This window comes from Solidesulfovibrio carbinoliphilus subsp. oakridgensis (assembly GCF_000177215.2).
Lineage (GTDB): Bacteria > Desulfobacterota > Desulfovibrionia > Desulfovibrionales > Desulfovibrionaceae > Solidesulfovibrio > Solidesulfovibrio carbinoliphilus.
In genome coordinates this window covers 2,379,196-2,402,974 of record NZ_CM001368.1, presented here as the reverse complement: position 1 = coordinate 2,402,974, position 23,779 = coordinate 2,379,196, and the positions used below count along the sequence as shown (strand labels likewise).

Annotated in this window: 20 protein-coding genes; 12 read left to right on the top strand and 8 right to left on the bottom strand. The window is 70.1% G+C overall.

Annotated elements, in window-relative coordinates; genetic code table 11:
• Positions 1 to 96: 96 nt before the first annotated feature.
• The 3 genes from DFW101_RS10410 (at position 97) to DFW101_RS10400 (ending at position 2,584) form a co-directional block, all read left to right on the top strand.
• A complete protein-coding gene (locus DFW101_RS10410) occupies positions 97 to 333 on the top strand; it encodes a hypothetical protein (protein ID WP_009181476.1) in 237 nt (78 codons plus the stop codon).
• Positions 334 to 504: 171 nt separating this feature from the next.
• Positions 505 to 1,656 carry a glutamate 5-kinase gene (gene proB, locus DFW101_RS10405; protein WP_009181475.1) on the top strand — a complete coding sequence of 384 codons (1,152 nt, stop codon included), beginning with the start codon at positions 505 to 507 and terminating at the stop codon, positions 1,654 to 1,656.
• A 79-nt stretch (positions 1,657 to 1,735) separates the two neighbouring features.
• Positions 1,736 to 2,584, top strand: coding sequence for a class I SAM-dependent methyltransferase (locus DFW101_RS10400; RefSeq protein WP_009181474.1), 849 nt, complete (start codon positions 1,736 to 1,738; stop codon positions 2,582 to 2,584).
• 76 nt (positions 2,585 to 2,660) lie between these two features.
• On the opposite strand, the gene DFW101_RS10395 is transcribed toward DFW101_RS10400, so the two are convergent.
• The 3 genes from DFW101_RS10395 to DFW101_RS10385 form a co-directional block, all read right to left on the bottom strand.
• Positions 2,661 to 3,185: a Crp/Fnr family transcriptional regulator gene (locus DFW101_RS10395; RefSeq protein ID WP_009181473.1), complete on the bottom strand. Its 525-nt coding sequence runs from the start codon at positions 3,183 to 3,185 to the stop codon at positions 2,661 to 2,663.
• On the bottom strand, positions 3,151 to 5,691 hold the full coding sequence (locus DFW101_RS10390; protein ID WP_009181472.1) for an ABC transporter ATP-binding protein/permease: 2,541 nt from the start codon (positions 5,689 to 5,691) through the stop codon (positions 3,151 to 3,153). Before DFW101_RS10390 ends, DFW101_RS10395 begins: the two co-directional genes overlap by 35 nt.
• Positions 5,692 to 5,752: 61 nt before the next feature.
• Positions 5,753 to 6,664 carry a chemotaxis protein gene (locus tag DFW101_RS10385; RefSeq protein ID WP_009181471.1) on the bottom strand — a complete coding sequence of 304 codons (912 nt, stop codon included), beginning with the start codon at positions 6,662 to 6,664 and terminating at the stop codon, positions 5,753 to 5,755.
• A 269-nt stretch (positions 6,665 to 6,933) separates the two neighbouring features.
• Here DFW101_RS10385 and DFW101_RS10380 point away from each other — a divergent pair, with 269 nt between their 5' ends.
• Positions 6,934 to 7,809: a M23 family metallopeptidase gene (locus tag DFW101_RS10380; RefSeq protein WP_009181470.1), complete on the top strand. Its 876-nt coding sequence runs from the start codon at positions 6,934 to 6,936 to the stop codon at positions 7,807 to 7,809.
• Between the two features lie 208 nt (positions 7,810 to 8,017).
• On the opposite strand, the gene DFW101_RS10375 is transcribed toward DFW101_RS10380, so the two are convergent.
• Positions 8,018 to 9,670, bottom strand: coding sequence for a glycosyltransferase family 2 protein (locus DFW101_RS10375; protein ID WP_009181469.1), 1,653 nt, complete (start codon positions 9,668 to 9,670; stop codon positions 8,018 to 8,020).
• Positions 9,671 to 9,813: 143 nt separating this feature from the next.
• On the opposite strand from DFW101_RS10375, the gene DFW101_RS10370 reads away from it, so the two are divergent.
• Positions 9,814 to 10,263 (top strand): hypothetical protein, encoded by a 450-nt coding sequence (locus tag DFW101_RS10370; protein ID WP_009181468.1) that lies wholly within the window; start codon positions 9,814 to 9,816, stop codon positions 10,261 to 10,263.
• A 27-nt stretch (positions 10,264 to 10,290) separates the two neighbouring features.
• Here DFW101_RS10370 and DFW101_RS10365 read toward each other — a convergent pair whose 3' ends face one another.
• The 3 genes from DFW101_RS10365 to DFW101_RS10355 form a co-directional block, all read right to left on the bottom strand.
• Complete coding sequence (locus DFW101_RS10365) at positions 10,291 to 12,030, bottom strand: CgeB family protein (RefSeq protein ID WP_009181467.1); 1,740 nt, start codon at positions 12,028 to 12,030, stop codon at positions 10,291 to 10,293.
• Positions 12,031 to 12,035: 5 nt separating this feature from the next.
• Positions 12,036 to 15,824, bottom strand: coding sequence for an AsmA family protein (locus tag DFW101_RS20170; protein ID WP_268743544.1), 3,789 nt, complete (start codon positions 15,822 to 15,824; stop codon positions 12,036 to 12,038).
• Between the two features lie 140 nt (positions 15,825 to 15,964).
• Positions 15,965 to 16,333 carry a hypothetical protein gene (locus DFW101_RS10355; protein ID WP_009181465.1) on the bottom strand — a complete coding sequence of 123 codons (369 nt, stop codon included), beginning with the start codon at positions 16,331 to 16,333 and terminating at the stop codon, positions 15,965 to 15,967.
• A 133-nt stretch (positions 16,334 to 16,466) separates the two neighbouring features.
• Here DFW101_RS10355 and DFW101_RS10350 point away from each other — a divergent pair, with 133 nt between their 5' ends.
• The 3 genes from DFW101_RS10350 (at position 16,467) to purN (ending at position 19,168) form a co-directional block, all read left to right on the top strand.
• Positions 16,467 to 16,823: a hypothetical protein gene (locus DFW101_RS10350; RefSeq protein ID WP_009181464.1), complete on the top strand. Its 357-nt coding sequence runs from the start codon at positions 16,467 to 16,469 to the stop codon at positions 16,821 to 16,823.
• A gap of 123 nt (positions 16,824 to 16,946) precedes the next feature.
• The gene (gene cobA, locus DFW101_RS10345; RefSeq protein ID WP_009181463.1) at positions 16,947 to 18,491 is read left to right on the top strand and encodes a uroporphyrinogen-III C-methyltransferase; all 1,545 of its coding nucleotides are present in this window, start codon (positions 16,947 to 16,949) and stop codon (positions 18,489 to 18,491) included.
• Complete coding sequence (gene purN, locus DFW101_RS10340; RefSeq protein WP_009181462.1) at positions 18,488 to 19,168, top strand: phosphoribosylglycinamide formyltransferase; 681 nt, start codon at positions 18,488 to 18,490, stop codon at positions 19,166 to 19,168. Before cobA ends, purN begins: the two co-directional genes overlap by 4 nt.
• Positions 19,169 to 19,261: 93 nt before the next feature.
• Here purN and DFW101_RS10335 read toward each other — a convergent pair whose 3' ends face one another.
• Positions 19,262 to 19,648, bottom strand: coding sequence for a winged helix-turn-helix domain-containing protein (locus DFW101_RS10335; protein ID WP_009181461.1), 387 nt, complete (start codon positions 19,646 to 19,648; stop codon positions 19,262 to 19,264).
• Positions 19,649 to 19,793: 145 nt separating this feature from the next.
• Here DFW101_RS10335 and DFW101_RS10330 point away from each other — a divergent pair, with 145 nt between their 5' ends.
• The 4 genes from DFW101_RS10330 to DFW101_RS10315 all read left to right on the top strand — a co-directional run bounded on the left by DFW101_RS10330 (position 19,794) and on the right by DFW101_RS10315 (position 23,777).
• The gene (locus DFW101_RS10330; protein ID WP_009181460.1) at positions 19,794 to 21,176 is read left to right on the top strand and encodes an MATE family efflux transporter; all 1,383 of its coding nucleotides are present in this window, start codon (positions 19,794 to 19,796) and stop codon (positions 21,174 to 21,176) included.
• A gap of 1 nt (position 21,177) precedes the next feature.
• Positions 21,178 to 22,062 carry a DUF2156 domain-containing protein gene (locus tag DFW101_RS10325; protein ID WP_009181459.1) on the top strand — a complete coding sequence of 295 codons (885 nt, stop codon included), beginning with the start codon at positions 21,178 to 21,180 and terminating at the stop codon, positions 22,060 to 22,062.
• A 212-nt stretch (positions 22,063 to 22,274) separates the two neighbouring features.
• Positions 22,275 to 22,661, top strand: a complete 387-nt coding sequence (locus DFW101_RS10320) for a response regulator (RefSeq protein ID WP_043643304.1) — start codon at positions 22,275 to 22,277, stop codon at positions 22,659 to 22,661.
• Positions 22,662 to 22,802: 141 nt separating this feature from the next.
• Positions 22,803 to 23,777, top strand: coding sequence for a 4Fe-4S binding protein (locus DFW101_RS10315; RefSeq protein WP_009181457.1), 975 nt, complete (start codon positions 22,803 to 22,805; stop codon positions 23,775 to 23,777).
• The last annotated feature ends 2 nt before the right edge of the window (positions 23,778 to 23,779 follow it).

Genomic DNA, 23,779 nt, shown 5'->3' with positions numbered 1-23,779 from the left:
GGGCGGTTTGAAAAGACGCCCGTGGCCCGCCTTGCCAGGAGCCGGGCTTGGCCGTATGAGGAAAAAAACGCGAGAACCGCTTCGGAGCCATCCGCCATGGCCGCACGTCCGGAACCGATGCCGCCGCTTTTGCCGGTCATCCCCGAATACACGCCCTGGCTGGCCAAGGCGCGCGGGGTGGCGGCCGCCGACGCGGCCGGGGTCGACGCGACCTTTGCCGCCCGCCACGGCGTGACAAGTGTCCCGCCGCCGGAGCCGGCGGACGGGGCGGGACAGGGCGCGGCCGGCCGGCCGGAAGAGCGCCGGGGCACCGTGGCCGACGAGACGGCCTGAGCCGCATCCATAAAAAATACGTCGGTATTTTTTAAGAAAAAACCAGCGTGCTGCGGATGTTGCATTAAAAGCAGGCACGCACGGCCTTAAAGGACGCGACACGAGGCCGGCCGCCGGCCCGTCCCCAGGCGGCGCCGAAGCGTGCTCCCCTTATTTCGTCCAGGAGGGCGTATGGCCCAGTGCGATTGGCGCGAGAGGCGCCGTGTTGTCCTTTCCCAGGCCAAACGGGTGGTCATCAAGGTCGGCAGCGCGGTCCTGGCCGGGGCCAACGGCATCGACGCCGCCGTGGTGGCCAGCCTGGCCGCCCAGATCGCCGCCCTCGCCGCCTCGGGCCGGCAGGTGCTGCTCGTTTCGAGCGGCGCCGTGGCCGCCGGCCGCGAAGTCCTCGGCGACCGCTACGACCGAACCTCGCTTCCCCACCGGCAGGCCGCCTCGGCCATCGGCCAAAGCCGGCTCATGCACGCCTACGACCAGGAATTCGCCCGCCACGGCCGCATTGCCGCCCAGGTGCTCCTGACCCGCGACGACCTCGACAACCGCGAGCGCTACCTCAACCTGCGAAACACCCTGTCCACGCTGTTTGACCTCGGGGCCGTGCCCGTGGTCAACGAAAACGACTCGGTGGCCATTGCCGAGCTGGTCTACGGGGACAACGACTGCCTGGGCAGCCTGCTCGTCGGGGCCATCGGGGCGGAGGTCTTCGTCAACCTGACCTCGGCCCGGGGCGTTTTCGCCACAAGCCCGGACGAGGACCCGGCCGCCGCGCCCATGGCCGTCATCGAGGACATCGGCGAGCGGGACCTCGACGCCATGTGCGGCTCCAAGACCACCCTTGGCACCGGCGGCATGCACTCGAAGCTCCTGGCCGCCCGGCGCGTGGCCCAGCTCGGCGTGCCCACGCTCATCCTGGCCGGGCGCGAGCCGGGCGCCCTCACCCGGGCCTTTGCCGGCGACGAGGTCGGCACGTTCGTCCTTTCCGGGTGCAAGCCCATCCCCAGGCGCAAGTTCTGGCTGGCCTACCACCACGAGCCGCAAGGGACGCTGGTCGTCGACGACGGCGCGGCGGCCGCCCTTCGCGACCACGGCAAGAGCCTGCTCCCGGCCGGCATCGTGGACGTGGCCGGCGATTTCCCGGTCGGGGCCATGGTCCGGGTGGTTGCGGTCGACGGCGCGGTCATCGGCGTCGGGCTCTCCAACTACGGCGCGGCCGACCTGCGCAAGATCATGGGCCTCAAAAGTTCGCGCATCGCCCAGGTCCTCGGCGAGGCCGCCTACACCGAGGCCGTGCACCGGGACAATCTGTTGTTGGATGCGGCCATTTAAGACCGGAGCTCTGCCCCGGACCCCGCCGGGAGGGAATGATTCCCTCCCGGACCCTCCCCAATGGGGGGTAGGAGCGCGCATGGAAGCCATGGCCAAGTGTCAGGGATGGGATGTTTTCGAGAGCGACGGCCTGTGTTCGGTCTGTGGAGAGAAGGCCGTGTTCGCGCCGATCCGGCCCGGGCACAGCCTGCGCGAGACCAGATGTGCGGTCTGCCGGGCCAGCCGACGGACCCGCGACCTGGCCCGGGTCCTTTCCCGGCTGGCGGCCGGCCCCGGGTGCCGGCTTCTGCCGGAGGCCCTGCCGGCCATGGCCTCCTGGCGGGTCTTCGAGGCCCAGGCCGCCGGCCCGCTGCACGAACGCCTGCGCTGCCTGCCGGGCTACGTCTGTTCGGAATACGTGCCCGAACTGGCCGCGCCCGGGTCCTGCGCGGCCAGCGGCCTGCGCTGCGAGGACCTGGAGCGGCTGAGCTTCGCCGACGCCGCCTTCGACCTGGTCGTCACCCAGGACATCTTCGAGCACGTGGCCGATCCCTGGCGGGCCTTTGACGAGGTCTGGCGGGTCCTTTCTCCGGGCGGCCGCCACGTCTTCACCGTGCCCCTGCACGAGGGCCACGCCACCACCACCCGGGTCCGGCTGCGGGACGGCGACCGGGAAGACCTGCTCCCGCCGGTCCACCACGGCGACCCGGTCCGCCAGGGCGGGTCCCTGGTGGTCACGGATTTCGGCGACGACCTGCCAGGCCTTCTCGCCGCCCGGGCCCAGCCGACCACGGTCGGCGTCCACGTGGCCTTTTACAAGCCGTCCGAGATGCCGGGCATCATCGACGGCGACACCCACGCCCTCTACGAAGCCGCCTACAAGGCCGGGGAAAAGGCCGGCTTTTTGCGCTACAATTCCGTGGTCTTCGTGACGGAAAAGCCGGTCTGAAGCGGCCGGCCTCGCTGGCGGATGAAGCGAATAACGCCCCTATTCGCTTCAAAACGTGAAGCGAATAGGGGGCCGTCTAGAAAAGGCTCAGGCCCATTTCCCCGGTCTTGACGCACTCGCCGGCGTGGGTGGCCAGAAACGCCGCTTCCCAGCGGAAGATGTGGTCCACCACGTTGCCGAGGATCTTGGGCAGGATCTCCGGAAACCGCTCGGCCGTCTTCAGGAACTTTTCCTTGGAAAGCGTCAGGCACTCGACGTCCGCCGCGGCCCGAACGGTGTAAAGGGCCTTGGCCGAAGCCAGAAGCCCGAGCCCGCCGAAGAAATAGCCCTCGCCGCGCCGGATGAGCGTGGTTTCGCAGCCCTCGGCCTGGCGCGCCACCTCCACCTCGCCGCACAGCACGTAGAAGCACCGGTCCACGGGCTCGCCCTGTTCGCACAAGGCATCGCCCGCCCCGAACCCCTCCCGGCCGGCCAGGTAGGCCAGGACCTTGACGACGTCGAGGGGCACGCCGTTAAAGACCGGCAGTTCGCGCAGGATGTCCAGATAGTCGTTGAAACCGCAGGCCTTAGGCCCTTGCCGCTGATCCGTGGACGAGGTCATAGAGCATCCCCTTTTTTTCCATGAGCGCCGCATAGGAGCCGACTTCGACGATGCGCCCGGCCTTCATCACGGCCACCTTGTCGAAATTCTTGATGATGTCGAGCCGGTGGACCACGGAGATGACCGTGGACCGTCCCTTCCACTTGGATTCGAGCAGATTCTGGATGCGGGCCTGGGAGGCGTTGTCGAGGGCGGCCGTGGCCTCGTCCAGGATGAGGATGGGCGGTTCCTTCAGAAAGGCCCGGGCCAGCGCCACCTTTTGCCGCTGGCCGCCGGACAGCCGGTCGCCCATGGACCCGACCGGGAAATCCAGGCCGATTTCCAGGATCCGCTCCAGCATGTCCTCCTCGATCAGCAGGCTGACGATGGTCTTCTGGATCTGGTCCAGGACCTTCTGGCTGTTGGTCTTGACGCGGCCAAACAGGATGTTGTCCATGACGGTCATGGAATAGAGGTAGTCGTCGCGCCGGAAAAAGGTGACCGCGCCGGGCAGGTCGGTCTCGATCCGCTCGGCGAACATGGCCCGGCCCTGGAGGAGCAGGCCCTCCAGGATGGGGGAGAGCGTCACGATGGCGTGGCGGCCGGGCGTGAAGCGCAGGGCCAGGGCCAGCAGCAGGCGCTCGTCGTTTTCCGACAGCTTGTGCAGCCGCACCCGGCCGAGCCGGCCGGCCAGTTCGCGGTAGGCGTCGAATTCGTCCACCGTGATCGGGGTCTGCTCGAAGAAGGTGGCGTCCGGGGAGGGCACGTCCTTTAAGATGTCGACCGTCCGGCTGGTCAGCTCGGCCCCGGTCTGCATAAGCAGCATCTTGAGCCCGGCCTCGTGGAGGAAGTTCACGAAAAAGGGGTTTTGCGTCAGGTTTTCCGGGGTCAGATCGTCGCGGGACGGGGTGCCGAAGAGCAGGTTCTCGGCCACGGAGCTGAAATAGAGGTAGCGGGTGGGGTCGAAGAACTCGACCGAATCGGCCAGGGCCTCGCCGTGGCCGGCGTGGTAGGCCTCGCGCACGCGCACCACCTTTTTCACCAGGTGCTCCTTCCTGCCTTCCTTGAAGACCGAATTGAGGGCGAACCGCAGGATATCCGCGAAAAGCCCGACCTGCTGCACCACGGCGATGATCTCGTCCAGGCTCGGCAGGCCGTCCTCGCCGAGCCTGCCGTGGGCCTCGCGCCGGGCGTTGATCGAATAGAGCAGGTTGTCCTTGATCGAGCCCTCGAAAATGAACGGGTGCTGGGACACGATGCCGACATTGTCCGCGATGTCGGACTTGGGCATGCCGGCGATGTCCTGGCCCGACAGCGTGGCCGTGCCGGCCGTGTACTTGAGGATCTGGCACAGGCAAAGGGCCAGGGTCGACTTGCCCGAGCCGGAAAAGCCGACCAGGGCCACCTGTTCGCCGGGGTTGATGTCGAGCGACACGCCTTTTAAGAGCTGGATGCCGCCCGGCACCTCGAGGACCAGGTCCTTGGCCGCCACGGTTCCGTCCAGGGCCACGGGCGGCCGGGGCTCCTCGGGCTCGGACAGAAATTCCGGATCGCCCTGGAAGTATTCCATGATCCGGCCGTAGCTGACCGAGGCGTCCTGCCAGGTCTGGTAGAAGTCCATGAGCTCCTTCCAGGGGTCGTAGAGCTTCTCGTTGGCCGACAGGAAGGCGACCAGGGCCCCGAGGTCGAAGCGGCCGTTTATGGCCAGGTAGCCGCCGACCAGGAAGAGGACGAAGGGGCCGAGGTTCTGGAAGAAGTTGTTGGAGACCTTGATGGTGAACTTATACAGGTTCCAGACCACCCGGACCCGGAACAGGGCGTCGGACATGGCCCCGAACCGGCGGTTTTCCAGGCGGAAGCTGGCGTTGCCGTGGACCTCGTGGATGCCGGAGATGGTTTCGCTTATGAGCGTCGACATCCGGCGGCCGGTGTCCACGCGCTCCTTGTTGGCGGCGTTGGCCCGCTTTTGCAGGGCCGGGATGACCAGGATGGCGATGGGGTAAAGGGCCATGCTGATGATGGCCATGAGCGGGTTGAGGTAGAACAGGTAGCCGGCGAAGGCGAGCAGTGTCAGCAGGTTGGTGACGGGCACGGCAATGGCCTGGCCCACGAACTCGCCGGTGTTGGCCACCTCGGAGATGAGCGAGGACACGACCATGCCGGGCGAGGCCTTGCGGAAAAAGGACATGGGAAGGGTCAGGATGTGGGCGTAGAGTTGCTTTCTGAGGTCGGTCAGGGACTGTTGGCCGATGTAGTTCTGCAGGGCGTTGACCGCGAGCTTGAGCCCCGAGGCGGCCACCACGCAGGCGAGGTAGTAGCCGCAGTACATGAGCAGCAGGTCCACGCGCTTCAAGCCGATGGCCTGGTTGATGATCTTTTTTTGCATCTCGAGCGGCAGGACGCGCACCGCCACCAGGACCACGATGATGCAAAGGAGCAGGCCCTGGAGTTTCAGGTTGCTGGTCCAGACCCAGGAGAAGAGGGAGCGCTTGTAGAGGATATCCGGGATGTCGGGACGAAGCTTCATGGACCGGTCCGCCTTTGGTCTGTGGTGTCGCAGGGGCGCCGGTTGCCCGGCGCGGGTGCCGTCAGTCTCCGGCCCGCCTGGCCCGGGCCTCGATGAGCGAGATGGCGAGCGCGGCCAGGTTGACGAACTGGGGCTTGGAAATCTGGCCGTCCGCGCCGACGGATTCGCCCTTGTGGCGCAGGTCGTCGGTAATGAGCGACGAGAAGAGGATGACCGGCAGGGCCGCAAGCCTCGGATCCTCCCGGATCGCCCTGGTCAGGGTGTAGCCGTCCATGAGCGGCATCTCGATGTCGGAGACCACGATGTCGGGCATGGGGGCGTCCCGTTCGCCAAGGGCGGCCAGCGCCTGCTGGCCGTTGCCGGCCAGCGCCACCTCGAAGTTGGCGGCGGCCAGGCGCTCCCGGATCATGTGACGCATGATGCCGGAATCCTCGACCACCAGGGCCCGCCGCCGCTTGGCCGAGGGGGCGGGCATGGCCTCGCCGCCGAGGTCGGCGTCGAGTTCGAAGATGATCTTTTCCAGGTCGAGGAGTTGGAGGAAGTGGTCCTCCAGGCGCACGAGCCCGGTGATGCAGTTGCCGGGGAGCCGGGCCAGGGCCGGGTGGGGCGGCTCCACGTCGCGCCAGTGGACCCGGTGGATGTGGGTCACGCCCGTGGCCAGGAAACCGGTGGTCCGATCGTTGAACCGGGTGACCAGGATGACCTCGTTTTTCTGCCGCACCCGGGGCAGGCCCAGCCACACAGCCAGATCGAGCACGGGCAGGACCAGGCCGCGCAGGGGAATGGTGCCCATGAAGCAGGGATGGGGCGCGCCGGGCAGGGGAGCCAGGCCCGGACTTTCGATGACTTCCAGCACCTTGGCCACGTTGACCCCAAAGGCGGACCGGCCGCGCTCGGGCCCCTCGTCGATCAGGAATTCGATGATCTCAAGCTCGTTCGTTCCGGCTTCGAGAAGGATATCGGTCTGGGCCATGGGGGCTCCCGGCGGGTGGACGTGGGGGGATTGCCCGACGATAAACCACAGGCGGGAGCCTGTAAATCGGCCCGACGGACACGGGGCGACGCGTCCCGGCCGGACGGTTGACAGGGCCGCGGGCCATCTTATAGCCAGCGGACAGGAACCCTTTGCCGCACCCTGCCGCGTCCGCCTGTCGGCCGGGGATTTTCCTCCCTGGCCGAGGCCCGTGTCTTTTCCCATCCTTTCGGCCGCAACCGGCCGGTTCGGAGGCATCGTCCCACCCCATGCTGGAACGCAGGCTCGACATTTTCGTCCATACCCAGCAGGGGGTGCGCCGGATTTTCACCTACCGCCGCTGGATGTTTCTCCTGCCGGCGGCCCTGACCCTGTCCCTGGCCCTTGGCTGCCTGTTTCTTTGGCCCTACCGGGCCGGGCACGACGCCCTGTCCGTCCGGCGGCAGCAGGCCCTTGGCCGGCTGGCCGGGCAGAAGGCGGCGGCCCTGCGGCTTCGCGAGCGGATCTTGCGGCTGGAGGGCGAGGCGGCCCGCATCGGCTCCTTTGACGGCAAGCTTGCGGCCATGCTGGGCGCTCCCCGGGAGCGCGGCGGCCCGGGGGGCCTGGCCGGGCGTGGCGCGGACCTGGTCCTCGGCGACACCCACACCCACCGGCTCTTGGAGTTCCTGGAAGCCTTGCAGGGCCGGATGGCCGCCGAGGAGGTGGCCCAGCAGGCCCTGGCCCTGTCCCTGTTCGAGCGCCGGCTGGAATTTCTGGCCAAGCCGTCCCTGTGGCCGGCCAAGGGCTACATCACCTCGGGTTTCGGCGGCCGGTCCTCGCCCTTTGGCCGGGGCGGGGACTTTCACAACGGCGTGGACATCAAGGTGCCCCTGGGCAGCCCGGTGGTGGCGGCGGGAGCGGGGCGGGTGACCGAGGCCGACACCGTGAACGGCTACGGCCTGCGGGTGGTGGTAAGCCACGATTTCGGGCTGGAAACCGTCTACGCCCATCTCAAGAAGGCCGAGGTCAGGCCCGGCCAGCAGGTCAGGCGCGGGGAGCGCATCGGCCTGTCCGGCAATTCCGGCCGCACCACCGGGGCCCATCTCCACTACGAGGTCCACGCCGGCGGCACGCCGGTCAATCCCCGCCAGTACATGCTCGACTAGCGTCGCGTTCTCGAAATTCACGCATACGAATTCAGAGAATAACATCTTTAAATAATTACTTTTTAGCGAACGTCCCACAAGGCGCGATCATGGCCGGGGACCAGATTGTACGGAGAAAGATACTATAGTAACTATATTGTCTCGAAACACGCCGGCGGCTGGCGCAGGGCCGGCCCGGGAGGTTTCGCCGCCCGGAGCCGGGCCGGCCTCAGACGGTGTCCCGCAGGGTCCGCCATGTTTCCTCCCAGGCGGCAAAGGCCGTATCCGCGTCCCGGCTGGCCGCGACTGTCATGGCTGAGCGGCCAAAAAGGCCGTCGAGCTTGGCCCGGGCCCCGAGGAGCTGGCCCACGGCGGCCTGGTTCCGGGCCTGGGCCGGACCGGCGTGCTGGTGGTGGCGGACGGCCAGGCTTCCCACGTAGACGGCCCGGCGGCCGGCCAGGAACCCGCCGAGGTCCCGGGCCAGGTCGTCGAACTGGCTCGGGGAGAAGCGGATGTCAAAGGGGGCCGGGCCGGCCAGGGCCTTCCCGCGAAAGAGATGGCAGCAGCCCGACACCGATGGGCAGGGGCGGGTGGTGGCCAGGAGGCCGAAATCCGGGCCGTTGCCGTGGTTGACCAGGGGCCGGACGGTGTTGGCCGCGTCCGGCGGCAGGAGGCGGACGTCGGCCGCCTGGACGACCCCGGCGGCCGGGCCGGTCGCCGTGACGATCCGGGCCCCGGCCACGTCGGCCAGGGGATCGGCGAGCAGGGCCCCGGCCAGGAGTTCCAGCCAGTCCGGCGGCAGGGTCACGTCGTCGTCCACGTAGGCGGCCAGATCGTCCGGGCCGAGGTTCGAGACGGCGGCCAGCCAGTTGCGGGCGGCCGGGGCCCCGATGTTGGCCGGCAGGCGCAGGGCCTCGAACCGGTCCGGGCCGAGCCGCTCCCCGAAGGCCCGGCAGACGGCGGCCGTGCCGTCCGTGCCGCCGTTGTCGAGGACCACGATCCGGGCCGGGCCGAGCCGGCTGGCGGCCAGGCTTTCGAGCGTCGCGGCCAGGAGCCCGGCCCGGTTAAACGAATAGAGAAAGACGAAGAGCCGGCCGGGCAGGGCGTCGAGGGAAGCCGGGGCCTTTGGCCGGGTGAGGGCGTCCAGGCGAAGCGTCAGGCCGGGGTGCCAGTTCTCGGCCCGCCACAGGCTGGCGAGGACGGCTGCGGCGGCCTGCCGCTCGCCGGTCTCGGCCAGGCCGTGGGCCAGGGCCAGGCCGTGGAACCGGGGAAAGAGGACGGCGTCCACGGCGTGAAGGGCGGCCAGTCCCGCCGCCGGGCCGTCCCAGGCAAAGGCGGCCTCGGCGGCCAGGCGCGGCCCGAGGGCGGAAACCGGGTCCGGCTCCCGGCCGAGGCGTTCGATCACCTCCCGCCCCAGGTCGGGCAGGCCCCGGGTCAGGGCAAAGGCAAAGGCCCGGCCCGGCCAGAAAAGGCTGCCAGCCGGGTCGGCCAGGCGGGGGCGCAAAAAGGCGAGCCCCGCCTCCGGGTCCGGGCTGTCGCGAAGGGCCGGCCAGTCTCCGGCGTCGGGGACGCCGGCGGGACCGGACAGCCGCCTGGCCAGGGCGGCGCACAGGGCCCGGCGTCGTGGCGCATCGCCGGCCTGCCGGGCGGCGGCGAGCCCCGGGGCCGCGAAGGCCGGGTCCAGGGGGGCGCGCTCGAAGTTCCAGGCCGCCAGTGCCCGGGCTGTCCCGGCCAGGACCGGGTCCTTGGCCGCGGCCGAGGCCAGGGTGGCGGCCAGGTGCCGGGCCAGCCACGGCCCTTCGAGGCCGAAGGCCAAAAGCGGCGAGGCCCGCTGCAGCCTTGCCGGCGGCGGATACGGTGTTATCTCCGGTTGTTCGGGCATGGCGCGGACCTTCTCCGGCGGGCATCCGCCGGCCGGGTTCCTGGTTTGACGAAAATCCTGTTACAGGGCATGTAACGCTCACTTTGCACCAAGGACGTGCCGTCGTTTCCAGCCTTGGCGGCGACGGCCGCAGGGACATCCGTATGCTTTGGAATACTCACCGGCTGGCGCTGGCCGCCCTGGTCACGGGCCTTTTCCTGGCCCTTGGCGCGGGCTGCAGCAAATACGACACCCTTGAACGGAACATGCAATATGTTTCCGACAACCTGGTGCGCCAGGACGCCCAGCTCGCCTGGGAGGCCGCCACCGCCGCCCATGACAAGTGGCGCAAGGCCGGGGGCGGGCGCGAGGCCGGCAACGCGGCCTTTGCCGCCTACCAGGACGCCTATCTCAAGTACGCCGTCATCTACAACGAACTGGTGGACCGTCAAAACGGTCCCATCGCCGACTATCTGCGCGGCGTGACCGAGGAAGCGCCGCCGCCCCCGCCGGGCGCGGCCGCTACGCAAAAGCCGGCCCCGCCGGAGACGCCCATCTCCGGGCTGGCCGCGCCCCAGGCCAGGGAGCTTGGCGAGGCGGCCCCGGCCCGCTAGCCCCCTCTTTCGTTCCGGTTTCGCTCCTCACCAGGCCTTCGGCACGCAGCCGAAGGCCTTTTTCATGGCCGCGACCAGCCGGAGCAGCCGCCGGTCGTAGGTGTGTTCGGCCAGGACCCGGGCCCGGCCGGCCTCGGCGAGGCGCGCCCGGGCGCCGGGATGGGCCAGGTAGTGGCGCACCATGTCCGGGATCTCGGCCGGATCGGCGTACACGGCCATCTCCCGGCCCGGCTCGAACAGCGCGGCCAGCTGCTCCCGGGCGTCGGTCAGGACGAACCCGCCGGCCGCCGGCACGTCGAAGACCCGCTGGTTGACCGCGCCCTTCATCTGCAGGCTCGTGCAGTTGAGATTGACGTCCGAGCGCGGATAAAACCCGGGCAGCTCGTCGTAGTAGTGGAGTTCGGGAAGCCGGCGCCAGTCCCGCCCCGCCCCGGGCAGGGCCGTTTCCCAGGCCGCGTCCCCGGCGATCAGCGGCGAAAAGGGCAAAAGCCCGCGCACACAGGCCAGCCGGTAGCGCCGGGTGGCCTCCCAGGTCAGGGCCAGTTCGGCGTCGAGCCGGGCCTCGGCCGTGGGCAGGGCGGCAAAGGGGCCGGCGCAGGCCGGGTGGGCGGCCAGGAAGGCCCGGGCGCTTTTCTCCGGGGAGGCGGCGAATCCGGCCGCCGCCCCGGGCAGGTGGGCGGCCAGGAGCGGATAGGGCGCGAGCTTCCCCAGGGCCTCCCCGGCCTGGGGCACCATGGACGCGCCGACGAACGAGGCCCGGGCCCGCCAGGGGTGGGGGCCGGCGGCGCCGGCCAGGGGCCGGAACCGGTCCGGGTCCGTGGCCAGGGGCAGCCAGGCCGTGTGGACGAAGCCGAGGTCTTGTAAGGCCGGCAGGGCGTCGGCGTCGTAGGAAAAGACCATGGTGCGCTTCGAGGCCAGGGCCGCGTAGTCGTGGAGAATGAGCCGGGGGCTGTCCACGAACCACGAGGCCAGGGGCAGGCCCAGGCTGGCGAAAAGGTCGGTCAGCCGGCCCTCGCGGTCCAGGCCCAGGTGGTTGACGGTCAGCGCGAAGTCCGGCTGAAACTCGGCCACAGCCGCCAGGATGGCGGCCACCACCCCCTCCTCGCCCGTCTGGCCGGAGCCGGTGGCCACCCGGCGCCAGGGCAGGCCGAGGCGGGCGAGGGCGGCCTCGATCTCGCGGTAGAGGAAATAGGGCCGGGAGAGGAGGAGCACCCGGGCCGGGGCCTGGCGGGAGGCGAATTTCGGGTAGGCCACCCGGTCGCGGAAGGCGGCGTAGGCCCGAAGCCCGGCCGTGACCCCGCCGTACCAGCCCGGGTCCAGCCGGGCGTAGACCGGGTGGGCGATGACGGCCAGGGCCGCGAAGGAGGCCGCGCGGGCGGCGTCGGCCACCCTTGCCGCCGCCCGGGCCGGATCGGGGTCGTCGAAGAAATGGATGCCGGCGTCCCCGGCCAGGGCGGCCCGAAGCCCGGTGGCCGCGTCGATGGCCGCCTCCCGGTCGCAGACGAAAATGGGGCCGGCGGAGATCTCGCGCACGGCCCGGATGCCGGCCCCGAGCCCGGCCCCGACAAAGACCGGCAGCCCGCCCCCAGGTACGGCGGCCACGGCGGCCATGGCGGCAAGGGCCCGGTCCCGTTCCGCCTGGCCGCCGCCCCGGCCGGCCAGGTGCCAGGTCCGGCCGCCGACCGTCAGGCCGACGTCGGCAAGGGCCCCGCCCGGACCGGGGAGGGCCGTGGCGGCATAGGGGGAAGGAGGGGGCAGGGCGGCCATGGCGGTCAGCGGAGCTGCAGGATGCGGGTGACGGCCTTGCCGGGGATGCTGACGATGCCCTGAAGCACGCGGTAGACCATGTCGCCGATCAGCTTGCTGCGGTCGATGGAGAGCTTGGGCCCGTCGAGGGGCCCGATGATGGTGGCCGGCAGCTGGCCGCCGCCGGCCAGGGCGGCCAGGAGCGAGAGGTTTATGGACTCGTCGCGCAGGTCCACGAAGCCCTTGCCCGTCACCCGCATGCGCGGGCTTTCGATGAGAAAGTCTTCGCTGTGGGCCACCCCGCCCCGGGCCAACCAGGACGAGGAAAAGACATCGAAGGGCAGTTTGTCGTAGGTCGGCTCTTCGCCGGGCCTGCCGGCCGGCTCGCGGACCTTGAGGCTGCCCCGGGTGATCTGCAGGCTGGCGTTGCCGGCCAGGTTGCCGCGCAGCTCCTCCTCGCTCCCGCCGCTGGTCCGGGCGGCCAGGATGAAGGTGCCGGAACCCGAGTCCAGGGTGTTGCCCTCGGCCCAGTCCCACAGGAACCGGGCGATCTCGATGCTTTCGAGCTTGAGCTCGATCAGGGTCTTTACGGCCGTGTCCCTGGCGTCGCCGCGCATCTCCACGGAAAACCGGCCGCCGTAAAAGCGCGGCGACTCCTGGCGGAAGGTGAACTGCCCGCCCCTGGCATTGGCCGTAATCGTGGCCGCGTCAAAGACCACGTTGCCCTTTTTGAGCCAGCCGACGTTGATTTTGGCCTCCAGGGCCAGTTCGCGCAGGAGCTGCAAGTCCAGGGGCTTGCGGCGCTCGACCAGGGACGGGGTGCCCGAGGCCGGGGGGCGGGGGAAATAGGCGTCAAAATCCAGCCGGTCGACGGCCAGCTCCCACTTGCCGCGCCTGGGGTCGAAGCCCGGCACCGTGCCGCTGCCGGTCAGGCTGGCCCCGTCGAGGGTGACGGCCAGCCGCTTGACGTCCAGCGCCTCGCCGGTGGCCGTGCCGGACACGGACAGGGCGGCCTTGGCCAGGCGATCGGCCGGCAGGTCCCGGGGCAGGGCCACGCCCCAGTCGGCCAGGACGCGCCGGGGGGCAAGCGGGCCGGTTTCCAGGGAAAAGGCCACCGGCGCGCCGTCTGCGGCCTTGCGCGACAGTCTGACCGTGGCCGGCAGGCCGCCCGCGTCCAGGCGCAGGTCGCCCGTGGCAAAGCCGCCGGCCGCGTCCGGGCTCACCGGGCCGGTCAGGCCGAGCTTGATCGTCCGGCCCGCGTCCGACGCCCGCCACAGGGCCGAGGCCTCGACCTTGGCCGGGCCGGGCTCCCTGAGCCTGCCGGCCTTGTCGAGAGCCAGGGGGCCGGCGGCCGTGAGCTTTATGTCGCGAAGCCCGAATCCCGCGCCGAGGGTCAGGGCCAGGCTGGCGTCGCCGTCAAAGGCGTCCCCGCCGTCGCCCCCTTCCCGGCCCTTCACGGCCAGGACCAGTTTGGGGGAGGCCAGGACCTGGCGTTTGCCGCCGTTTCCGCCGTGTCCGCCGTGTCCGCCGTTTCCGTGGACGAGCTGGGCGGCTTCGGCTTCGACCGTGGCCGTGACGGGGCCGGGCCGGCCCTTGCCGTCCCCCGGGGCTTCGAGGGTCGCCTTGGCCGTGACCGGGCCGGCGAGGCCGGGACCGTTGCCGGGAAACTGGGCCGAAAGCCGGGCGGCCTCGGCCCCGGCCAGTTGCAGGGCGGCGACGAGGCGGCCGGTCGGGTCGGCTTCGATCCTGCCGGTCAGCCTGCCGCCGAAAAGTTCCGCGCCCGTGACCGTCCCCTCGGCCTTGCCGGCGCCGAGCGCCAGGGCCAGGGCCACGTTCTTGGCCTCCAGGCCCCGCAGGAGCACCCGTTCGGCCCGGACCTTGCCCTCGGCCCGAAAGGGCGTTCCGCCGCCGGCCGCCGCCCCGGCTCCGGCCGTCACGGCCCCCAGCCGGTCGAGGTCCACGGTGTCGGTGGCGCAGTCGAAGGTGACCAGCCCGGCCGTGGCCGCGTCGTAGCCGATCTGGCCGCGAAGGGCCGTGGTTCCCACCTTGGCCTCGAGCCCGGTCACGGCGGCCTTGGCCACGAGGCTGCCCGCGCCCGGGGTGACGTGGAAGGCCCCCTTGGCCTCCAGGGGGACGGCCGGCAGGCCCGGGCCGGAGAGGCCAAGGACGGCGGCGGCCCGGGCCGGGTCCGGGGCCTGCACGAGGAGCGTGCCCTGGGCCTGGTCGGCGTGCAGGCGGCCAAGGAGCCGGGCCCGGCTGGGCGGGCTGGCGGGTTCGCCCGCACCCCGGGCCGGTTCGATCACGGCCCGGACGTCGAGGCCCAGGCTGTCGGCGGGCCTGGCGGCCAGGGAGTCCGCCAGCGGGCCGGGACCGGGCTCGGGCCCGGCGTCGAGCCGGGCGTCCAGGGAGACGAGTCCGCCCGGCAGGACGACCGACACCGGGTAGAGGCGAAAAAGGCCCTCGTGGCCCCGGAGCGTGGCGTGGGCGTCGGCCACGGCCTGGCCGGCCAGCCGGCAGCGGCGCAGGTCGAGACGGGCGTCGAGGTCGGCCGCCCCGGCCAGGGACGTGAGCCAGGGGGCGGGCCAGGGCCAGGCTGGCCTGCCGGCCGGCCGGGGCAGGGCGTCGAAATCCACGTCCTCGGCCGCGATGGCCGCCTCGAGGACCGGGGCGTCGCCGGCCGAAAAGGAGCCTGTGGCCGCGACCCGGCCGCGGGGCAGGCGAAGGGTCAGGTCCTCCAGGCGCAGGCCCGAGGCGTCGGCCTCGGCCGTCAGGGCCAGGGACGCCAGCTCGTGCCCGGCCGGCACGGCGGCCGCCGGCCCGATGGACAGGCCCTCGGTCGGCACGGGGCCGACCGTCTTCTCCGGGGCCCCGGCCGGGGCCGCGACCAGGTTGCCCGGCCCCGCGGCCGGGGAAAGGCCGAGCAGCTCCCGCCACTTGCCGGCCATGTCCAGGTCCAGGGCGAGGGCGGCCCGGACCTTGGGGGACTGGCCGAGGCCCGTGGCCTCGGCCGAGCCGGTGATCCGGCCGCCCGGCAGCCGGACGTCGAGGCCGGCCAGGGACAGGGTGCCGGCGGCCGGATCGTAGTCGGCGGTCAGGCGCGACACGAGGCGGGCGGGCGTGGCCCCGCCCGGGGCCAGGGGCCCAAGGATGGTCAGGGCCGATTCCACCACGGTCTTCGAGAAGGCCAGCCGGCCGGAACCCGGGTCGAAAGTGGCCTTGCCCCGGGCGTGGCACTCGAGCGACGTGTCCGGAAGGAGCCCGGCGGCCCGGAAGGCCAGGGAAAAGTCGAAGGGCTGGCCGAGCCCGGTCTTGAGGCGCGCGTCGGTCACGGCCAGGACCCGGCCGGTGACCGCGTCGCGGTAGTCGACGGAAGCGTTCTCGATGAGGATGTCGCGGGGTTCCGGGGCCACTTCCCAGTCCGGGGCCGAGGCGGCGGCTGCGCTATGCGGCGCGGTCAGGTCGTCCCAGTTGGTCCGGCCCGAGGCGTCCCGGCGCAGGTGCAGGCCGAGGTCGCGCACCCGCACCGAGCCCGGGGAAACCACCCGGGCCAAAAGCGGCAGCACCCGGATGGTCATTTCCAGGCGGCCGGCCGTCAACATGGGCCCGTCGCCGGCCCCCGGCCGCTCGGCCACGGCCACCGGGCCCATGGCCAGCCCGAACCAGGGGGCGAACAGGATGGACACGTCGCCGGAAACCGTCACCCGCCGGCCGAGCGCGTCGGTCAGGGCCTGCTCGGTGATGGTCTTGAGGCGTTCGGGGCCGATCATCTGGCGGGCGGCAAAGGGCAGGACCCCGACCGCCAGCACGGCGGCCACGGCCGCCAGCGCGACGAGGCGGGGGAGGCGGCGGGTTTTTCCCCGGATCGGCGTCCCGATCGGGGCCTTGTCGGGCGGGCCTGGAGGCGTTGGCGTTGGCATGGGGGGCAAAGGCCGGTCCCGGCCGGCGGGCGGGCCGGCTAGAGGCTGACGCTGAATCCGGTCCGGCCCGGGAGTCCCCGCTGGGCCTCCACGATGCAGCGCCGGCCGTTTTTGGTTAAAAGGAGAAACGAGGCCTGGTCGTTGACGTCGTCCACTTCCACGGTCCAGCCCCGGCCGGCCATGTCCTTTTTATAAAAGGCCGAAACCTTGGCCGGCGGCTCGCCGGTTTCGAACGTCACCACCGTGGCCTTGGGGAACCGGAAGATTTTTTTGAATTCCGCGCCCGGCATCAGGCCGGCGTTGTCGGCCAAAACGGCCCGGAAATCCTCCTGGGCCAGGGCGGGCCGGGTGGCGGCCAGGGCCAAAAGCAACAGAATGCACAGGCGCGCGGCCAGTGGCGACGGCACGGCGGTCCTCCTTGGCGGGCGGCTTTCGTGTAGCAACGATCCCGGGCCGAAGTCAAAGCCCGGCCCCGGGATATGGGGTTGCCGTTTTCGGGAATCCATGTATTTTTCCTCGAAAATTGCCGCAGGAGCTTCCATGCGAACACCGATTCTGGCCGCCCTGTGCCTGGCCGCCGTCCTTGGGGCCGGCGCCGGCTGTTCCCGGTCCACGGGCGGCGGCGAGGCCCGCTATCTGGCGCTTTTCGCCTCGGCTTGGCAGAAATGCCACACGCTTGGCCTCTACGAGGTCCGGGTCGAGGCCGTGACCCCGCTTCCCGACGGTGCCAAGCGGGTGGTCGTCCGCTACCTTTTCGACAACGGCATGGTGCCGGACCAGGGCCGGGCGGCCATGTTGGTCAATGCCGAGGGCCGTCTGGCCAGCGACTGCGTGCTCGACCTGGCCGCGGGCATCTGCCTGTGCGGGGCCGGCAAGGACTGGCACGACGGGCCCTAGCCGGCCGGCGCCGGACCCCGTCGCCGTTTCCGGCCCCAAGGGCCGCCTCGGCCCTTGAAAGACCGGGCATTCCCCGGTATGCCGCTTTTTTTACGCCACCGCCAACCAGCCAAAGGCCCATCCATGTCCAAAGTCTATCTCCTCGGAGCCGGTCCCGGCGACCCGGGTCTTCTCACCCTTCGCGCCAAGGACATCCTGTCGCGCGCCGACGTCGTGGTCTACGATTATCTGGCCAACAAGGCCTTTCTGGATTTTTGCCGCCCGGATGCGGAAATCTTCTATGTCGGCAAAAAGGGCGGCGACCACACCCTGCCCCAGGACAAGATCAACGGCCTGCTCGTGGAAATGGCCAAGGCCGGCAAGATGGTGGCCCGCCTCAAGGGCGGGGACCCCTACGTCTTCGGCCGGGGCGGCGAGGAGGCCGAAGAGCTGGTGGCCGCCGGCTGCCCGTTCGAGGTGGTGCCCGGGGTGACCTCGGCCGTGGCCGCGCCGGCCTATGCCGGCATCCCCATCACCCACCGGTCGTTTTGCTCGTCCGTGTCGTTTATTACCGGCCACGAGGACCCGACCAAGGCCGAAAGCTCGCTCAACTGGGAGGCCTTCGCCCAGTCCGGGTCCACCCTGGTCTTTTTCATGGGGGTGAAAAACCTGCCCCACATCACCGAAAACCTGATGCGGGCCGGCATGTCCGGCGACACGCCGGCGGCGCTGGTGCGCTGGGGTACGACCTGCCGCCACAAGAGCCTGGTGGCCACGGTGGCCACCATGCCCGAGGCAGCGGCCCGGCACGGCTTTGCCCCGCCGTCCCTTTTCATCGTCGGCGGCGTGGTTTCCCTGCACGAGACCCTGTCCTGGTACGAACACCGGCCGCTTCTCGGCCAGGGCGTGGTGGTGACCCGGAGCCGCGAGCAGGCCAGCGACCTGGTGCGCCTCCTGGCCGAGGAAGGGGCCTGCTGCTACGAATTTCCGGCCATCGAAATCGCCCCGCTGGCCGATACGACCCCGGTCCGCCAGGCGGCCAGCCGGCTCTACGACTACGACTGGGTGATTTTCACGTCGGTCAACGGCGTCAAATGCTTTTTCGCGGAAGTCGACGCTCTCGGCCTCGACGCCCGGGCCTTTGCCGGCATCCGCATCGCGGCCATCGGACCGGCCACGGCCGAGGCCCTGGCAAGCAAGGGCCTCAAGGCCGATTTCCTGCCCGAGCGGTTCGTGGCCGAATCCGTGGTCGAGGGGCTGCTGGCCCTTGGCATCGCCGACCGCCGGGTGCTCATCCCCCGGGCCCGCGAGGCCCGGGACGTGCTGCCGGAAAAGCTGGCCGAGGCCGGAGCCGACGTGTCCGTGCTGCCGGTCTACGACACCCGGCCCGTGGACCAGGACCCCCAGGAGATCCTCGAGGCCATCCGGGCCGGCGAGATCCGCTACGTGACCTTCACGAGCTCGTCCACGGTCAAAAACTTCTTCGCCAAGATCCCGCCGGCCGCCCTGCAAGCCGCCGGCACGGTCAAGACCGCCGTGATCGGCCCGATCACGGCCAAGACCCTGGCCGAGTACGGCCTTTCGGCCGACGTCATGGCCGCGGCCTACACCGTCCCGGCCCTGGCCGAGGCCATCATCGCCGACGCCAGGGCCGACAAGGCCGCCGGCGCCGCAACGGGCACGGCGTGACCCTGCCCGTCGCGGTCCTGGTCTCGGGTTCGGGCTCGAACCTGCAGGCCATCCTCGACCGGATCGAGGCCGGCCGCATCGACGCCCGGATCACGGCGGTCCTCTCCAACCGGGCCGACGCCCAGGGCCTTGTCCGGGCGGCCGCCCACGGCATCCCGGCCCTGGCCCTGCCTCACGGGGACTACCCGGACCGGACCGCCTACGACGCGGCGCTTTTGGCCGCCGTGCGGCAGAGCGGGGCCGAGGCCGTGGTCCTGGCCGGCTTCATGCGCATCCTTGGCCCGGACTTCGTGGCCGCCTACCGGGACCGGATCCTCAACATCCACCCGGCGCTTTTGCCGAGTTTTCCGGGCGTGCGGGGACCGGCCGACGCGGCCGCCTACGGCGTGGCCATCGCCGGGGCGACGGTCCATTTCGTGGACGAAAAGATGGACAACGGCCCCATCGTCATCCAGGCCGCCGTGCCGGCCCGGCCGGACGACGACGCGGCCGCGCTCGCCGCGCGCATCCTGGCCTTCGAGCACCGCATCTATCCCCAGGCCCTGGCCTGGCTGGCCAGCGGCCGGCTCACCCTCGACGGCCGCAAGACCCGCCTCGCCCCGGCCGCCATCCCCCCGGCCGACATGGCCGACGCCGGCCCGTGCCTGGTCAACCCGCCGCTCGAACAGGGATTTTGAAACCCCCCTTTCGGGAGGGTCCGGGAGGGGGTGACCCCCTCCCCGCCGCCGGAGGCATCTTCCCGCCCATTCCTGCCCTGACGGGAGGCACCCTCAGGATGACTTGCCGGATTTCGGGCCTTCCTCGACATAGGGTTCCGTGGTCCAGGGAAAAATCTCCCGGGCCCGGGCCACGGCGAAATTCTCCACATCGTGGTGCCAGGTCCGGAACGTGCGCACGACCTCGTGGCCAAGCGGCGTCAGGCGAAAGCCCTTCTTGGGGCCCGACCGCTCGACCAGGGGTTCGCCGATCACGGTCTCGGTCTGCTTCATGCGGCCCCAGGCGGCCCGGTAGGACATGCCCATGGCCGCGGCGGCCTTGTTGAGGGACCCGAGTTCCTCCACCAGCTCCAAAAGCTGGATCCGGCCGAGGCCAAGCAGCATGCCGTCCTTGGTTTCCAGCCACAGGTGCAGCCGCTGCACGGCCCTTATTTCACGCATCATCCCTCCCGGTGCCGTTCCCACGTCTCTGGTTTTCGGCTCGGCCTGTCTTATCCTTAGCGGGCCGGACCTGCCAAGGGGGAGTTGACCCCGGGTTCGGGGTCCCGTATCGCCTGTCGCTTCCGTTGCCGCTTGTGGAGGGAGGATGGAAAAACGCGCCGGCCTCATGGCCGCCGGGGTCGGATTCCGGGATATCTGGGGGCTCGCCTGGCCCCAGATCCTTATGATGTTTCTCAATTTCCTGATCGGTTTCGTGGACGTCTACGTCGGCGGCCGCATCGATCGGGAGACCCAGGCCACCATCGGCGTCCTGACCCAGGCCATGTTTTTTTTCCAGGTCCTGTCCATGGCCGTGGCCAACGGGGCCGTGGCCGCGGTCAGCCAGTCCGAGGGGGCCGGGCGCTTGCCCCGGGCCAACCGCTACGTCTGGCTGTGCCTGCTCCTTGGCCTGGCCGCCTCGGCCGCCATTTTGCTCGTCGGCCTGGCCGGACGCGAGCTGTTTTTGCGCCTGCTCCAGGTGCCGGCCCCCATGCTGCCGACAGCCCGCTATTTCCTGACGGTCTTTTTGTGGCTGTTGCCCATCCAGTCGTTTTTCGTCATCGCCAACGCGTTGTTCCGGGCCAAGCGGTTGGTCATGGTGCCGCTTTACGCCTGGGGGCTGGCCGCGGCGCTGAACGCCTTCGGCAACTTCGGCCTGGGCCTCGGGTATTTCGGCCTGCCGCACCTGGGCTATGCCGGCGTGGCCTGGAGCACCTTTCTCTCGGTCACGGTGGGGATGCTTTTCAATCTCGGAGCCCTCATCCGGGCCGGCATGCTGCGGACCGGGGAATTTCCGCCCTGGCGGTGGATCCGGTGCGGCAGCCGCTATCTCTTCAAGGTCGCCTGGCCGTCGGGGCTCATGCAGGTGGTCTGGCACACGGGCTACCTGGTCCTTTTCGCCATTACCGGGTCCCTGCCGGTCGGCAGCGTCGACGCCCTGGCCGGCATGTCGGCCGGCATGCGGGTGGAGTCGCTTCTTTTCCTGCCGCCCATGGCCTTCAATTTCACGGCCTCCATCCTGGTCGGCAACCTGCTCGGGGCCGGCCGGCCGGAGTTGGCCAAGCGGGTGGGCTACCGCATCGTTGTGGCCGGCACGGCCGCCGTGACCGTCATGGGGGTGCTCCTGTGGCCGTTTCTGCCCCAGGCGGCGGCGCTGCTGTCTCCCCAGCCCGAGGTCCAGGCCCAGGCGGTCTCCTATCTTCGTTATAATGTTCTGGCTATTCCCTTTACGGTCAGCGGTCTTATCCTTATCGGCGCCATGACCGGAGCCGGGGCGACCCTCTACACGATGTTCGTCACCGGGACCTCGATCTGGCTCGTGCGGTTGCCGTTGGCCGTCTACCTGGGGCATACGCTTCTGGGCCGGGCCGAGGGCGTTTGGGTTTCCATGTTCGTCTCCCAGGCCGTCCAGGCGCTGGTGTGCCTCGGCGTCTACCAGTTCGCCGACTGGGCCCGGTTCGGCATGGGCGGCAGCAAACCAAGGAAGTGAGATGCGAGACGGTTTCGAGGAAATATCGCTGGCCCGCCGGGAAGATTATCTCGACCGGCTGGCCCGGTGTCCCCAGAAGGTTTCCGACTACAGCTTCGGCAACCTGTGGGGCTGGGCGGAAGAGTATGGCCTGTCCTGGCGTTTTGGCGAAAGCCATGTCTGGATCCTGCAGACCAAGCCCTACGAGGTCTTCTGGGCCCCGGTCGGTCCCTGGGCCGACGTCGATTGGAGCGCCTGTCCGTGCCTGTCCGAGGGGCTCGATTTCATCCGGGTGCCGGAGAAGCTGTGCCAGATTTTAAGCGCCGCCATGCCGGACAGGGTCACGACCGAGGAGGCCCGCGACCACTACGACTACGTCTACAGTGTGCCGGAGCTGGTCGATTTGCGCGGTAACCGCTTCCACAAGAAAAAAAACCTGCTCAGCCAATTCCTGCGGGCCTACGACTTCGAGTACAAGGCCCTGACCCCGGACTGCGTGGAAGACACCCTGGAGCTCCAGCGCCAGTGGTTTTCCTGGCGCGACCCCGAGGATTCCGGTGCGCTTTTGGCCGAAAACACGGCCATCGTCCGGGTGCTCCAGAACTGGGACCGCATGCCGGGCTTGCTCGGCGGGGCCATCCGGGTGGACGGCGAGATGATCGCCTACACCGTGGCCGAGGCGTTGACCCCGGAGATGCTGGTCATCCATTTCGAAAAGGGCCGGCCCGGGTTCAAGGGCGTCTATCAGGCCATCAACCAGATGTTCCTGGCCGACTCCGGAGCCGGCTACGCCCTGGTCAACAGGGAACAGGACCTGGGCGACGAGGGGCTCAGGAAGGCCAAACTGTCGTACAATCCAGTCGATTTTTTAAAGAAATGCACGGTGTCCGTAGCGCCCGCCGCCTGAGGGCGGGCGTGACGCGACACCGACGCGGCACCGAAGCGGCAGGGTCGGCCATGGGAGGCCGTCCCCTGCGACAGGGCTGCGGCGCGGCCCGTTCGGGGGGGGCGGCCAGCCGTAAAAAGGGCAAAGCATTGCTTGCCTTTTTCTGCAAAAGAACCGAAGCAAGGCCCGAGAGCGGCCTTGCCGCGAACAACCCTGGCCATGCGACGGCGGAAATGGAGAAGCGACTGAAGGTTCTCGTTGTGGACGACTCCAAGGTCATGCGCGGCATCATCCGCAAGATGCTTGGAAGCGGCGGCGTCGAGGTGCTCGAGGCGGCCGACGGCCGGCAAGCCCTCGAAGTGCTGGCCGCCGGGTCCGTGGACTGCATCATTTCCGACTGGAACATGCCGCGCATGAAAGGCATCGACTTGCTCCGGTGCGTGCGGGGCAGTTGTTCCTTGGCCGGAATTCCGTTCGTCATGGTCACGGCCGAGGCCCTGGCCGACAATATCGCCGAGGCCGACGCGGCCAAGGTCAGTTCGTACCTGACCAAACCCTTCACCGCCGACGACCTGTGGCGCACCCTGCGCGAGATTCTGCCGGAACACACGGCCAACTGACGCCCAGGCGACAGACAGCCGGCCCTCCCCGCCGTATTCCAAAACGCATGACGCATGCCCGGCCCCGCGCCGGGACGCGGCCACGGCGTCCCCCTCCGGGGGCCGCGTCTCTCCCGAAACCCCTTGCGAAGGTTTTTTCCCATGTCGTACCGCTTGTCCCGAAAGACCCTGTCCCGCCTGCCCCAGACCTTCTTTTTCCTGGCCACGCTCTGGATCGGCTGGCGCTTTTTCCTCTATTGCCGGTTCGCCGCCGGCCTTGGCCCGGAAACGGCCCGCCCGGCCGGGGTGGAGGGCTTTCTGCCCATTAGCGCGCTCCTCGGCCTGCGCCACGCCCTTTCCACCTTCGCCTGGGACCCGGTCCATCCGGCCGGGCTGGCCATTTTTCTGGCCGCCCTGGCCATGGGACTTCTCTTTCGCAAGGCCTTTTGCGGCCACGTCTGCCCGGTCGGGTTCGTGGCCACGCGCCTGGGCCGGCTTGGCCAGCGTTGGCGCGTGGCCCGGTCCGTGCCGCCCCGGCTCGACGCCGTCCTCGGCCTGCCCAAATACCTGCTGCTGGCCTTTTTCCTCTTCACCGTCTTTGGCGGCATGGACGCGGCGGCCCTCGAAGGCTTTTTGAAGTCGTCGTACAACATCACGGCCGACGCCCGGATGCTGCTCTTTTTCACCAGTCCCGGGCTGGTGGCCGTCCTGGTGCTGGCCGGGCTGGCCGGGCTCGGGCTGGTCTTTCGGGGATCGTTTTGCCGGTGGCTGTGTCCGTACGGGGCACTCCTCGGCCTTGTGGCCCGGCTCGGCCCGACCTCGCTTTCCCGCGACCCGGCCGGTTGCTCGGGCTGCGGCCGGTGCCGCCAGGCCTGTCCGGTGGACCTGCCCCTGACCACCGGCCCCCGGCCCATGGCCTGCACCGGCTGCGCCTCGTGCGTCATCGCCTGTCCGAAAGCCGAAAGCGCGGTCCGGTTCCGCTTCGCCGGACGCGCGGCCCCCTGGTGGCTGACCGCCGCCGGGGCCTGCCTGGTCTTTGCGGCGGCCTACGGCGCGGCCCTGGCCGCGGGCCTGTGGAACACGAGGCTCCCGGCCGCCATGCTGGCCCGGCTCTACGCCGCGACCCTCGGCGGATGACC